12 protein-coding genes are annotated in these 13,635 nt (G+C 55.0%); 7 read left to right on the top strand and 5 right to left on the bottom strand.

The features are described 5' to 3' along the window. Positions 1-316 precede the first annotated feature (316 nt). Both GTGU_RS22070 and GTGU_RS22075 read left to right on the top strand, forming a co-directional pair. On the top strand, positions 317-1,837 hold the full coding sequence (locus GTGU_RS22070) for a methyl-accepting chemotaxis protein (protein ID WP_038162697.1): 1,521 nt from the start codon (positions 317-319) through the stop codon (positions 1,835-1,837). Positions 1,838-2,177: 340 nt separating this feature from the next. After that, positions 2,178-3,746, top strand: coding sequence for a methyl-accepting chemotaxis protein (locus GTGU_RS22075; RefSeq protein ID WP_038162699.1), 1,569 nt, complete (start codon positions 2,178-2,180; stop codon positions 3,744-3,746). On the opposite strand, the gene GTGU_RS22080 is transcribed toward GTGU_RS22075, so the two are convergent. Further along, positions 3,738-4,280 carry a PadR family transcriptional regulator gene (locus GTGU_RS22080; RefSeq protein WP_038162702.1) on the bottom strand — a complete coding sequence of 181 codons (543 nt, stop codon included), beginning with the start codon at positions 4,278-4,280 and terminating at the stop codon, positions 3,738-3,740. The genes GTGU_RS22075 and GTGU_RS22080 overlap by 9 nt on opposite strands. Positions 4,281-4,519: 239 nt before the next feature. On the opposite strand from GTGU_RS22080, the gene GTGU_RS22085 reads away from it, so the two are divergent. Continuing rightward, positions 4,520-5,287: a siderophore-interacting protein gene (locus GTGU_RS22085; protein ID WP_038162704.1), complete on the top strand. Its 768-nt coding sequence runs from the start codon at positions 4,520-4,522 to the stop codon at positions 5,285-5,287. Positions 5,288-5,321: 34 nt separating this feature from the next. On the opposite strand, the gene GTGU_RS22090 is transcribed toward GTGU_RS22085, so the two are convergent. The 3 genes from GTGU_RS22090 to GTGU_RS22100 form a co-directional block, all read right to left on the bottom strand. Beyond that, positions 5,322-6,299, bottom strand: a complete 978-nt coding sequence (locus GTGU_RS22090) for a DNA repair protein (RefSeq protein WP_038162707.1) — start codon at positions 6,297-6,299, stop codon at positions 5,322-5,324. A 214-nt stretch (positions 6,300-6,513) separates the two neighbouring features. Further along, the gene (locus GTGU_RS22095; RefSeq protein WP_038162708.1) at positions 6,514-7,662 is read right to left on the bottom strand and encodes a trans-sulfuration enzyme family protein; all 1,149 of its coding nucleotides are present in this window, start codon (positions 7,660-7,662) and stop codon (positions 6,514-6,516) included. Positions 7,663-7,671: 9 nt separating this feature from the next. Beyond that, positions 7,672-9,042 (bottom strand): pyridoxal-phosphate dependent enzyme, encoded by a 1,371-nt coding sequence (locus GTGU_RS22100; RefSeq protein WP_038162711.1) that lies wholly within the window; start codon positions 9,040-9,042, stop codon positions 7,672-7,674. A 430-nt stretch (positions 9,043-9,472) separates the two neighbouring features. On the opposite strand from GTGU_RS22100, the gene GTGU_RS22105 reads away from it, so the two are divergent. The 4 genes from GTGU_RS22105 to GTGU_RS22120 all read left to right on the top strand — a co-directional run bounded on the left by GTGU_RS22105 (position 9,473) and on the right by GTGU_RS22120 (position 12,800). Beyond that, positions 9,473-10,495, top strand: a complete 1,023-nt coding sequence (locus tag GTGU_RS22105) for a methionine ABC transporter ATP-binding protein (RefSeq protein WP_038162714.1) — start codon at positions 9,473-9,475, stop codon at positions 10,493-10,495. Beyond that, complete coding sequence (locus GTGU_RS22110) at positions 10,488-11,156, top strand: methionine ABC transporter permease (RefSeq protein WP_038162717.1); 669 nt, start codon at positions 10,488-10,490, stop codon at positions 11,154-11,156. Before GTGU_RS22105 ends, GTGU_RS22110 begins: the two co-directional genes overlap by 8 nt. A gap of 21 nt (positions 11,157-11,177) precedes the next feature. Then, the gene (locus GTGU_RS22115; protein ID WP_038162720.1) at positions 11,178-11,990 is read left to right on the top strand and encodes a MetQ/NlpA family ABC transporter substrate-binding protein; all 813 of its coding nucleotides are present in this window, start codon (positions 11,178-11,180) and stop codon (positions 11,988-11,990) included. A 345-nt stretch (positions 11,991-12,335) separates the two neighbouring features. Then, positions 12,336-12,800, top strand: a complete 465-nt coding sequence (locus tag GTGU_RS22120; RefSeq protein WP_038162723.1) for a hypothetical protein — start codon at positions 12,336-12,338, stop codon at positions 12,798-12,800. Positions 12,801-12,990: 190 nt separating this feature from the next. Here the strand turns inward: GTGU_RS22120 and GTGU_RS22125 are convergent, their stop codons facing one another. After that, positions 12,991-13,551 carry a recombinase family protein gene (locus tag GTGU_RS22125; protein WP_038162725.1) on the bottom strand — a complete coding sequence of 187 codons (561 nt, stop codon included), beginning with the start codon at positions 13,549-13,551 and terminating at the stop codon, positions 12,991-12,993. Positions 13,552-13,635 lie beyond the last annotated feature (84 nt).

Raw genomic sequence — 13,635 nt, forward strand, 5'->3', positions numbered from 1 at the left:
CAATATTTTATCATTTCATTAACATTTAAACGGTGTTTACGGCTGAAACGGGACGAGAAGGAAAAAAGCTATTAATCATGCAGTTGCATCAAAATAGTGCAAATTTTGAACTAAAACAGGGCGCATAAAATCCGGTCGCTGAATTCATTTCAGACTGAAATTATTCAAAATCAATGAGTTGGAATACGCATAAAACTTAAGGTTTAAAGGCAAATTGCGATCTACATCAAATTTAACAACTAAAGTTAAAGTTTTTAGCGCCGACATAACATTTACACAAAATTTTATTGTCTTCTAACCTGCAAAGGATGCGCTCATGTCTTCCCAGCCTTACGTCAGCCAGCGGAACACCCCTCTGGATGATGACACCACCCTCATGTCCACCACGGATTTGCAAAGTTACATCACCCACGCCAATGACACCTTTGTGAACGTCAGCGGTTACCGTCTGGAGGAACTGACGGGACAGCCGCACAATATGGTTCGCCATCCCGACATGCCTAAAGCGGCGTTTGCCGATATGTGGTACACCCTGCAGCAGGGAGAGCCGTGGTCGGGCATTGTTAAAAACCGCCGCAAGAATGGTGACCATTACTGGGTGCGCGCCAATGCGGTACCGATGGTGCGTAACGGGAAAACCACCGGCTATATGTCGATTCGTACCCGGGCAACAGATCAGGAGATCGCCGCCGTCGAGCCGCTGTATGCGGCGCTCAATGCCGGTCGCAGCCATCTGCGCATTCATAAAGGGCTTGTTGTACATAAACGCTGGTGGGGCAAGCTTCCTGCCATGCCGTTGCGCTGGCGGGTACGCAGCCTGATGGCCGCGCTGTGGCTGGTGATGACCGGCGCGCTGCTGTTGACTCATGCCCAGGGGATGACATTGCTGGCGGGGATGCTGGTGATGCTCGCCGGGGATCTTTTTCTGGAGTGGCAGATTGTTCGCCCGGTGGAGAATGTCGCCCGTCAGGCGCTGAACATTGCCACCGGCGAGCGCAACAGTGTTGAGCACCTGAACCGCAGTGACGAGCTCGGGCTGACGCTGCGCGCGGTCGGCCAGTTGGGGCTGATGTGCCGCTGGCTGATCCACGACGTCTCCGGGCAGGTTGCCAGCGTTCATCAGGGCAGCGATACCCTGGCAAAAGGCAATGACGATCTCAACATCCGAACGCGCCAGACGGTTGTTAATGTGCAACAGACGGTCGCCACCATGAGCCAGATGGCGGCGTCGGTGCAAAGCAACTCTGAAACGGCGGTGGCGGCGGATAAGCTCTCCAGTTCGGCGAGCAGTGCCGCCACCCAGGGTGGGCAGGCGATGCAGACGGTGGTGAAAACTATGGATGAGATTGCCGACAGCACTCAGCGCATCGGTTCGATCACCAAATTGATTAACGACATCGCCTTCCAGACCAATATTCTGGCGCTGAATGCGGCCGTTGAAGCGGCGCGGGCGGGCGAACAGGGTAAAGGTTTTGCGGTGGTGGCAGGCGAAGTGCGTCATCTGGCGAGCCGCAGCGCCATGGCGGCTAACGACATTCGTAAGTTGATTGATGCCAGCGCCAGCAAAGTGCAGTCCGGGGCTGAGCAGGTGCATGCCGCCGGGCGGACGATGGATGACATTGTTGAGCAGGTGCAAAACGTCACACAGCTGATTGGCCAGATCAGCCTTTCGACGTCAGAGCAGGCGGCAGGGCTGAACGATCTGACCCGCGCGGTCGCTGAGCTGGATGCCATCACCCAGCAAAACGCCGGTCTGGTTGAGGAGAGCGCGCAGGTGTCGGCGATGGTCAAACATCGCGCCAGCCGTTTGCAGGATGCGGTCACCGTCCTGCACTGATCTCCATTCTTGCTCTTTCTCTCAACGTATCAACGCCGCTTATCGGTTTCCGACAGTGGCGTTTTTATTTGTAATGATTGTGAGGGTATATTGTTAATTTAATATTAAATTTCGCTGTTTTATCAGGCAAATTTATTCCGCAGAATATGACGGTTTTGTTTAGCTTATATTCAATTTTCCATGAAAGAGGGTTGTATAACGATCGATCCTTGAATATTGATAGTTGCTGGCTATTTGCAAAATGTGCTTTTAATGAAAAACCGATCAAATTCATAAAGTTAGATGATTTTCTGCCGATAGCGTTCTTCGTCGGATATATAAACCTGTCCACGGAGAAAATATGTTCTTACATAACGTGAAAATCAGCACAAAATTATTTCTGGCCTTCGGCTTCTTTATTCTTCTGCTGATCGCCAGTTCTACGCTGTCGCTGTTGAGCCTGAACCGGGCAAATAATGGAATGCAATCAATCATCACCAGCGATTATCCCACCACCGTCAAAGCCAACCTGCTCATCAATAATTTCAACGACTTCGTCAACACGCAGCAACTGATCCTGCTGGATGAAGAAGGCCGCTGGACGCAGGACCGACAGAAGGAACTGAATACCCTCAGCGCCAACGTCACCCGACTGCTTGATGAGCTGACGAAATCACGACAGGACGCCGAATCACAACGGATTTTTGCCAGCATCCGCGCAGTCCGTCAGCAGTTCCTGGAATCTCGCTTTCGCATTTTGCAGGAGATACAAAACGGCAATCGCCAGGCGGCGCTTCAGGAAATGATGACCACCACGCTCGGTATCCAGCAGGCGTATAAAGAGAAAGTTATGGAGCTTATCGCTATTGAAGATAAGCAGATGCGGGCATCGGCCGATCAGGTGGCGAATAACTTCAAAAACAATCGCGCGTTACTACTGGCGCTGGCCATTTTCAGCATTGTGGTCGGCAGCTGCTTTGGTCTGTATATCGTGCGCGCCATTACCCGTCCGCTGGGCGAGGCAGTGTCGTTTGCCCGATCGATTGCCGATGGCGATCTGACGCGCAATATCACCGCCAGCCATAGAGATGAAACCGGCGTTATGCTGCAGGCGCTGATGGAGATGAAATCCCGACTACTGACCATCGTGCAGGATGTGCAGCACAGTGCGGAAAGCATCTCCAGTGCGGCGGCGCAGATTGTCGCCGGAAACCAGGATCTGGCGGCACGTACCGAAGAGCAGGCCAGTTCCGTGGAACAGACTGCCGCGTCAATGGAGCAGATCACCGCCACAGTGAAAAACACCGCCGGGCATACGGCAGAAGCGGCTGACCTCTCCGCCAACGCGGCGACGGTGGTTAATAACAACGGCGAGATGATGAAGAACGTGACCGGGAAAATGCGGGCGATCAACGAGACGTCGAATCGCATGTCCGACATCATCAACCTGATCGATTCTATCGCCTTCCAGACCAACATTCTGGCGCTGAACGCGGCGGTTGAAGCGGCGCGTGCCGGGGAACACGGTCGTGGCTTTGCGGTTGTGGCCGGCGAAGTGCGTCAGCTGGCGCAGAAAAGTGCCTCGTCGGCGAGCGATATCCGCAGCCTGATCGAGAGTTCGACTCAGCAGGCGCAGGAAGGGATGGCGATGGTGGAAAAAGCGGAAGTGCTGATGCTTGGCATGGTGAACAACGTCGAAGAGATGAACACCATTCTGCGCGAAATCGGTGAGGCCAGCCGGGAACAGACGGAAGGCATTTCGCAGGTGAACAGCGCCATCGGGCTCATCGACTCCACCACCCAACAGAACTCCTGCCTGGTTGAGGAGTCTGTTGCGGCGGCGACCTCGCTGAACGAACAGGCGCTGCATTTACGCGAACTGGTGAAAGTGTTCCGCGTTCGCGATGCGGCGGCAGTGGCGTCAGTCTAACTGAGAGATTTCCAGCGCTGCGCGGTCAATCACGCCAATCACCTGTTTTAACTGCGCGGCGCTGAGTTCCTGCTGGTTCACTTTCAGATCCAGCACGGCTTTGAAATTCTCCAGCGCCCGTTTCATTTGCGGATCTTTGCGCAGCTCGTGGCCAACCATTCTGGCGTTCATCCGCGTCTGGATGTGGCCGAGATGCTCATGATTTTCCGCCAGCCATTGCGAGCCGTCGTCGGTGATGGCAATACGCTTGCGCCCGCCGTCTTCCACATCAATCGTGATAAGGCCCTGATCCTGTAGCAGGTCGAGCGTCGGGTAAATCACGCCCGGACTTGGGCTGTAGTGGCCCTGGGTCAGCGCTTCGATGGCTTTGATCAGTTCGTAGCCGTGGCTGGCATTGCGGCTCAGGATATCCAGAATCACCAGGCGTAGTTCGCCGTGACCGAAAAAGCGCTGGCGTCGGCCACCGCCACCGCAGCCACCACGCCCGCCGCGCATACCGTGATGTTCATGTTCGTGGTCATGAGGGTGTCGCATGATCGTTCTCCGTCGTGTTTTTTGATATATCTAATTTATATCTAAACTTTTCGTTTTCGCAATACAGAAACCAAATAAAAATTTAATCTGTTGATAATAAACGATTTACTTTTAGATTTTGACGTTTCTTGCGCTTATTTTCGCCTATATCAAAAAACGTCTTGCATTCTTTTCAGTTGCCAATCATTATCATTTACATCCATTTTAGATATATCTGTTTCACGTTCATGAAGGCGATGATGACCACAACAACCAAAGCAAAAAAGTACCCGCAGCGCGTTCGCAATGAACTGCGTTTTCGCGAGCTGACTGTACTGCGCGTTGAGCGCGTGAGCCGTTGTTTTCAGCGTATTGTGTTCGGCGGCGAGGCGCTGGACGGATTTACCTCGCGCGGTTTTGACGATCACACCAAACTCTTTTTCCCCGAGCCTGGCCATACCTTTACCCCGCCAACAGTGACTGACGAGGGTATCGTCTGGGCTGACGGGATTCGCCCTGCGACCCGCGATTACACGCCGCTGTACGACGCCGCACGTCACGAACTGGCGTACGATTTCTTTATTCATGATGGCGGTATCGCCAGCCATTGGGCGATGACGGCGAAAGCTGGCGACACGCTGACCATCGGCGGGCCGCGCGGTTCGCTGGTGGTGCCGGAAGAGTATCACTGGCAATTGTACGTCTGTGACGAATCCGGCATGCCTGCGCTGCGCCGCCGTTTGCTCGATCTGCACAAACTGCCGCAACCGCCTCAGGTGAAAGCGATAGTCACCGTGGCGGATGCTGAATATCAGGATTATCTCGACGGTTTTGATATCGACTGGGTGGTGGGGCACAGCGAGCAGGCGGTAGCCGAAAAGCTGGCGGCATTGCAGGTACCGGTGGAGGATTACTTCATCTGGGTGACCGGAGAAGGGGCGGTGACGAAATCACTGGTCAGCCGCTTTGAAACTGACGAGATCGATCAGCAACTGCTGCGCTATCAGGCTTACTGGCATCAGAAATAATTCCTCTCCCGGCGGGGAGAGGAGAGGGCGTGCTTCACGCCACTTCGTCAAAGCCAGATTCGAGGATCTGCTTTTGCAGTGTGGCGATGGTGTTCGACAGCGCTTTTTCCTGCTGACGGAAATAGGCTTCCGGGTTGGTCAGCGTGGAGACCAGTAGCCAGGACTTCTCTTTCGCCAGTTTCAGCATTTCGGTGTTCAGGCTGGTGATCTGCTGTTGAATCGACGCAACTTTCCGCTGTAACAGCGACAGATCGTTAAGCCTGTCGCTGGCGAGCATCGGCTGATGACCGTGTTGTAAGCGGGCCAGCAGGCTGCGGATGGTGGTCAGATCGCCACGCTGCCGCGCCTGGTTAAGCTGCGCCATCATGTCGTTGGCTTCTGCTTTCAGCGCATCGTCCACCAGATCCGGGTGGCATAATTTACTGGCCTGCCGCCACAGCCGTTTCAGCTCCTGGCGATCAGATTCGCTCATGTTTTCCTGTCGATCGCGGCGGTTCTGCGCTTTTTGTTGCTGCTCGCGATAGGTTTCATACTGCTCGCGGGCCTCATCCCGCGCCCGCCGCGCGACGATGTCATCATCATCCAGATTCATCTCGGCTTCGCGCTTGCGCAGCGAGGCTTCTGCCAGCACTTTACGCAGCCGTAGTACTTCTGTCATCAGCGGGCCGAGGCGCGACATGTAGAGATCGTTAAACTCATCCAGCCGGGCAATGCGGGCGTTGCGCTTGTCGATAAGATCGCGAAGTTGCTCTTCCAGCGCTTTCAGCTCCAGCTTGCAGGCCGCGATGCGTGGATCCTGCCAGTGGACGATCGCCCGCTGGCTTTGCAGCCAGGCCATGATCGCCGCCACAGCCTCACCGTAGCGCTTTTCCTCCAGCGCCAGCACGATGTCATCAATAACGGGATCGTCCGTCTCGTTTTTCAGGTGCGGTAACTGGCTGGCGATAATGTCATCATCTTCCAGTTCAATGGCGTTTTTGATGATCTCCAGCCGCTTAATGGGTTTACTCATGAGGCGTTTGCTCAGCGTCCTGACCGTCGGAATGGGTGGCAGATTAACACTCGTCACCGGGTGCCACTAGTCGGTATATCATAATATAAGTGACGTTATTTCAGCGGTTTACATATTCGACAGGAAATAAGGACTTAACACAGACTATCAGAACAACATCACGGACAGCGCGGAATTTCCCCGCCGCAAACCTGTGCTGCGACGGGGCGCGTTATCAGGCCTGCGACAGCGCCTGTTGCAGGTCCGTTTTCAGATCCTCCAGCCCTTCAATGCCGACCGAGAGGCGGATGAGTTGCGGCGTGATGCCGTTTGCCAGTCGCTGTTCGAGCGGGATCGACGCGTGGGTCATGCTGAACGGCTGGCTGACCAGACTCTCCACGCCGCCGAGACTTTCCGCGAGGGTAAACAGCTTCAGCTTTTTGATCACTGCCGCTGCCTGCTGCTCATCGCCTTTTATCACAACCGAGATCATCCCGCCCGGCAGTGACATCTGGCGGCGTGCCAGCGCGTAGTGCGGGTGCGATTCGAGCCACGGAAACCAGACTTTTTCCACCTGCGGCTGCTGTTCCAGCCACTGTGCCAGCGCCAGCGCGTTGCTGCTATGGCGCTCCATGCGCAAAGAAAGCGTGCGGATGCCGCGCAGCGTCAGGAAACTGCTGAACGGATCGAGCACGCCGCCAACCGCGTTTTGCAGATAACCCAGTTTTTCCGCCAGTTCCGGGTTATCGCCCACCACTGCCAGCCCGGCGACCACATCAGAATGGCCGTTGAGATATTTGGTTGCCGAATGCACCACGATATCAAACCCCTGCGCCAGCGGGCGCTGGATCACCGGTGAGGCGAAGGTGTTATCGGCTACACTAATAAGGTTATGGCGACGAGCGATCGCCGCGATCGCCTCCAGATCCGCCAGTTTCAGCAGCGGGTTGGTCGGCGTTTCTACCCAGATCATGCGGGTGTCCGGGCGAATGGTGGCTTCCAGCGCCGCCAGGTCATCCGGTTTCACCCAGCTCACCTGCAACCCGGCGCTGCGGCGACGAACGTTTTCAATCAGACGGTAGGTGCCGCCGTAGACGTCATCCACCGCCACGATATGGCTGTCTTTATCCAGCAACTCCAGCACCGTTGAAATGCCCGCCAGCCCGGAGGCAAACGCGTAGCCGCGGGTGCCGCCTTCCAGTTCGGCAATGGCGCTTTCCAGCGCGTGGCGCGTCGGGTTGCCGCTGCGGGAGTATTCATAACCGGTATGCTGACCCGGCGCCGGTTGCGCGTAGGTGGAAGTCGCATAAATTGGCGGCATCACCGCGCCGTGGCTGTCGATGAAGGTGCCGCTGTGCACGCTGAGCGTATCGAGAGATTTCATTGTGATTCCTTACTGTTCTAAACGGTTACGCCAGTGGGTTAAGACGTCGGTACGGGTGATGAGGCCAAGAAAACGTTCGTTATCCATCACTACCGCCACCAGGCCGCGATCAAAAATCGGTTTGAGCGCGCTTTCCGGCGCGCTTTTGTCGAGCTGTTCCACGTTGCGGGTCATCGCGTCACGCACCGGCAGGCCGAAGCGCTGGCTGTCGCCCTGGACGTGGCTGATGAGATCCCATTCGTCGACGATGCCGACGAGGCGATCATTTTCCAGCACCGGCAACTGGGAGATGTCATACAGACGCATGCGCGCCAGCACGGTGGAAAGGGTGTCGTCCGGCGCGGCGGTGACCGTCGCGCCTTCATCGTGACGCAGGGCGATAAAATCGCGTAAGTCGCCGTTTTCCGGGCGTGAGATCAGCCCCTGCTGGCGCATCCAGTCGTCGTTAAACATTTTCGACAGGTATTTATTGCCGCTGTCGCAGGCAAAGGTCACCACCCGTTTCGGCGAGGTCTGGGCGCGGCAGTAGCGCAGCGCCGCCGCCAGCAGCGTACCGGTGGATGATCCGGCGAGAACACCTTCGACTTTCAGCAATTCGCGGGCGGTGATGAATGCCTCGCGATCACTGATGCGCAGCGCTTTTTGCACGCCGTCGATCTTCGCCAGCGGCGGGACAAAGTCTTCGCCGATCCCTTCGACCAGCCAGGATCCCGCCTCGCCGTAATGGCCGGTTTCGACCTGATCGGCAAGGATCGAACCTGCCGGATCGGCCAGCACAAACTCGGTGTGTGGAGAATGTTCGGCAAACCATGCCTGTAAACCGCCGAGCGTGCCGCCGGAGCCAACGCCAACCACGATGGCATCAATGCGCCCGTCGAGCTGCGCGTACAGTTCCGGCGCGGTGGTAGTGCTGTGTGCCAGCGGATTAGCGTGGTTATTGAACTGGTCAATGTAAAACGCGCCGGGGATCTCCTTCGACAGCCGCTGCGCGTAGTCCTGATAGTACGCCGGGTGCCCTTTGCCCACGTCGGAGCGGGTGAGCACTACCTGAACGCCCAGCGCGCGGAGATGGAAAATCTTCTCACGACTCATTTTGTCCGGCACCACGAGGATCAGTTTGTAACCTTTTTGCGCGGCTATCAGCGCCAGCCCCAGGCCAGTGTTACCCGCCGTGGCTTCAACGATGGTTCCGCCAGGCTGTAACAGCCCCTGTTTTTCCGCTTCCTGAATCATCGACAGCGCGACGCGATCTTTAATCGATCCGCCGGGGTTCTGGTTTTCCAGCTTAAGGAACAGATCGCAGACGCCCGCTTCCAGTTTGTGCAGCTGCAGAACCGGCGTATGACCGATAAGGTCGGTCACGGAATGATAAATCGCCATGCCATTTCACCCTGAGTGAAGAAAGATGAGCAGAGTGTAGGACTGCGAAAATAGGCTGATAAAGAACGTTTCTCTGCTCTTTAGTATGAAAAGGAATATGACCTGCTGTTTCAGCAGTGTGGAAGGCAGGCCGTGTAGTCGTGCAGATGTATCGACGTCTGAATAAGGACTAATTTGCGCTTTTTTTCGCCATAAATCCCCTGTACCGCCGCAGACTTTGCCGCTTTTCGGATATCCATTGCTGAACTTTATCTAAGGGGTTTTCCCCGCATCTCCTCTGTTGTTATTGCTTATGGTTATAAGAAAGACCGATTTGTTTGTTGAAACATCTTCATCACTCGCTATATCGTCTGGACGTCCATACTGCTAAACCGTCATTTGCGGAAGCACAGTAAAAACCAATAACACGCAGCAGCGGATAAGCAGCCATATGATTGTTCTCAGGAATATTTCGAAAATTTTTGACCACGGGAAGGCACCGATTACCGCCGTCGATAACGTGAGTCTGTCGATCGAACAGGGGCAGATTTACGGCATCATTGGTTACAGCGGTGCGGGGAAAAGTACCCTGATCCGCCTGCTCAACGGGCTTGAAAAACCTACCGCAGGCAGCGTGACCATCAACGGTCACGACATTTCTGCCGCGAAGGGCGAAGCGCTGCGCCAGGCGCGCCTCAAAATCAGCATGGTGTTCCAGCACTTCAACTTGCTGTGGTCACGCACCGTCAGCGAAAACATCGCCTTTTCGATGCAAATTGCCGGTACGCCAAAAGCGGAGATCCGCAGCCGCGTGGCGGAACTGATTGAGCTGGTGGGGTTGACCGGGCGTGAGAACGCCTATCCGTCACAGCTTTCTGGCGGGCAAAAGCAGCGCGTGGGTATTGCCCGTGCGCTGGCGAACAGCCCGGACGTATTGCTGTGCGATGAAGCCACTTCGGCGCTCGACCCGCAGACCACCGATCAAATCCTCGATCTGCTGCTGGATATCAACCGCCGCTTTTCGCTGACCATCGTCCTCATCACCCATGAAATGCATGTGGTACGCAAAATCTGTGACCGCGTGGCAGTGATGGAGAACGGGCGCGTAGTGGAAGAGGGCGATGTGTTGAGCGTATTTACTCATCCGCAGCAGCCGATCACCCGCCAGTTTGTGCGTCAGGTGAGCCAGTATGCCGAAGAAGAAGCGTTCAATCAGGAACTGGCGAGCGACCTGACCGGCCACGTCATCAGGCTGACCTTTACCGGGCACAGCACGCATAAGCCGGTGGTCGGTGAGCTGACGCTGCGTTACGGCCTGCCGTTCAACATTCTGCACGGCAAGATGAATCAGACGGCTCATGGCGTTTTCGGACAGTTGTGGGTCCATGTGAATGCAACCCAGGATCAGCTCAGCAATATCCTTGCGGATCTGCAGCAAAGCGGCATTGAGAGCGAGGTGATCAAACATGGGTGAGTCATTTTTCCCGCATCTGAAGTGGGAACAACTGTGGGCGGCGACCCAGGAGACGCTGTACATGACCGCGCTCTCCGGCGTGGCGACTTTTGTATTAGGCATCGTGCTCGGGCTGGCGCTGTTTCTGACCGCGAAGGGCGGGCTGTTCCATAACCGCACCGTTTACAGCGTGATTTCGGTGATAGTGAACGTCTTTCGTTCCATTCCGTTCATCATCCTGATTGTACTGTTGATCCCGTTTACCAAGGCGCTTATCGGCACCATTCTCGGCGCCAACGCCGCGCTACCGGCGCTGATTGTCGGCGCTGCGCCGTTCTACGCGAGGCTGGTCGAAATCGCCTTGCGTGAGGTGGATAAGGGCGTTATCGAAGCCACGCGCTCGATGGGCGCGCGCCTCTCCACGCTGATTTTCCGCGTGCTGTTACCGGAGTCTTCCCCCGCGCTGGTGTCCGGCATCACCGTGACGCTGATTGCTTTAGTGAGCTACAGCGCCATGGCGGGCGTCATTGGCGCGGGTGGTCTTGGAAATTTGGCTTATCTGGAAGGATTCCAGCGCAATCACAACGACGTCACGCTGGTGGCGACGGTGACCATTTTGATCATCGTATTCATCATCCAGTTCTGCGGCGACGTGATTACCTCTCTGTTAGATAAACGCTAATTACACACAGGAACCATCATCATGAAAAAGACACTGACACTGATCGCCGCCGCTACCCTGAGTGCCCTGAGTTTTGCATCCTGGGCCGATACGCTGACCGTGGGGGCGTCCAACACGCCGCACGCGGAAATCCTTGAGCAGGCGAAACCGATTCTGGCGAAGCAGGGGATCGATCTGGAAATCAGACCGTTCCAGGACTACATCCTGCCGAACACGGCGCTGGCCAGCCGCGACATCGACGCGAACTATTTCCAGCACATTCCGTACCTGAACAGCGTGCTGAAAGATCATGCGGGCGAAAAAGATTACGATTTCGTCAGCGCCGGGGCGATCCACATCGAGCCGATCGGCATTTACTCGAAAAAATTCAAATCGCTGAAAGACTTGCCGGAAGGCGGCAAAATCATCATGCGTGATGCGGTTTCCGAAGAAGGTCGTATTCTCTCCATCTTCGAGAAAGAGGGCGTGATCAAGCTGAAACCGGGCGTGGACAAAGTTAACGCGCGCATCAGCGACATCGTCGATAACCCGAAAAAACTGCAATTCCTGCCGAATGTTGAAGCGTCTCTGCTGCCGCAGATGTACAACAACGACGAAGGCGCAGCGGTGGTGATTAACGCCAACTACGCCATCGACGCCGGTCTCGACCCGGTTCACGATCCGATTGCGGTTGAAAGCGGCGAGAACAATCCGTACGCCAACATCATTACCGTTCACCGTGGCGATGAGAAGAAAAAAGACATCGTTGCGCTGGTGGATGTGCTGCACTCAAAAGCGATTCAGGACTGGATCCGGACGAAATATAAAGGCGCGGTGATCCCGGTTAATAATTGATTCCGTCTGAGCTCGCTTTACATGGTTACATGCCAGTCTGGAAGCATGCTCGCAAAAGCAAACTATGCCGCCGAAATGCACTTTTCGGCGGCATATTGCTGATATAGAGTGTGCGCGTTGCGGCAAAATCCGTAACCGGGCGTAGGAACCTGAACAGCTCAACGAAGGCACAGAGATAATTTTTTGTGTCTGGTCGGCGTACATCGTAAGATTAGGTGGCGCTGGCGGGGCAGCCGAAAGGCTGGCCGATGTCGTTGAGGTCGGTATTCCTACCCCCGCCAGTGTCACCACCTACAGAGCGTAGGAACTCTGGTGGTGACGGCATCACTCAACGGAGATTTTCTTATGGCTTCACGTCCTGTTAATTATTGTACCCGCTATACCGATAGCATCATCGAGCGCCTGTTATCCACGCCTATTCCCGCCACGGCGGATCTGTTTGACGTCGCAGAAATCTGTTCCGCCTTCGTCAATGAGCTGATGGAATGCCATGACACTGCGCAGTCTCAGGCGCTATGTGGCCGCCTGTCCCACGCACTGGTTTTGTTGCATCGCCTGTGCAACGCTGATTTACCCCCGCACCGTATCGAACAACTGATGGCGAGTGAAGCCTCTCCCTCTGTGTTTCCCGACTACTGGGGAGACACCGACACGCTGGTGTCTTATGCCCATTGTGTGACGCAGGTACTGTTGAGCGGCACGCTGGCGGACTCGCTGACCGTCACAATGACCGGGTTACTGCACGACCTTGTGCATGCGATCGAGGGGTATATCAAGGAGCCACGAGTGGTGATGGAGCAGGTGCATTAACCTGATACGGCAGCAGGAAAACAACGGTATGAGCTTGTTTGACCGGAGGTAAGGGCTTGTCAAAATATGAGCTTAATTCAGCAGAAGAACGGTATCAGCCGGGCTCTGGAGACCTGGTTGCCGCGCGCCAATCAAAACGCGACACTCTGACAAAGAAAAATGGATCGCGGCGGCGATCCATTTTTAATAGTCAATCACTGCACATAGATGCTGGGAACTTCTTATACAGCGTCGACATTCCGACATCATAGATAATCGCGACACGCTGTCGTGATTCACCTGCTGCGATAAGTCTACCAGCTTGTGCCCACTGCTCCGGTGTCAGCTTTGGTCTACGACCTCCAATTCGACCTTTTGCGCGTGCAGCGGCGAGGCCTGCCAGTGTCCTTTCAACGATCAATTCACGTTCCATTTCTGCCAACGCGGACATAATATGAAAAATAAAACGACCCATCGGGCTTGATGTGTCTATGCTGTCTGTCAAGCTGCGAAAATGGACGCCGCGCTGCCGGAGTTCATCAACCAATAACACCAGATTCCGCATACTACGGCCCAACCGATCAAGCTTCCATACTACGAGCGTATCTCCCTCTTTCAGGGTGCGCAGCAGCTTCTTCAGTGCAGGTCTGTTAGCAATTGTACCGCTCATTTTTTCTTCAAAAATCTGCTCACATCCTGACCGCTGAAGAGCTTCTCTCTGTAAATCCGTATTTTGTTCACTTGTTGATACCCTGACGTAGCCGATTTGCATAATTTTTAATCAATCCCTTGTGAGTTGTAATGGTGATTTTATCGGCAAATTAACGGCCTTCTAAAGCCTCTTAAACGTTGGTTT

The organism is Trabulsiella guamensis ATCC 49490, assembly GCF_000734965.1.
GTDB lineage: Bacteria > Pseudomonadota > Gammaproteobacteria > Enterobacterales > Enterobacteriaceae > Trabulsiella > Trabulsiella guamensis.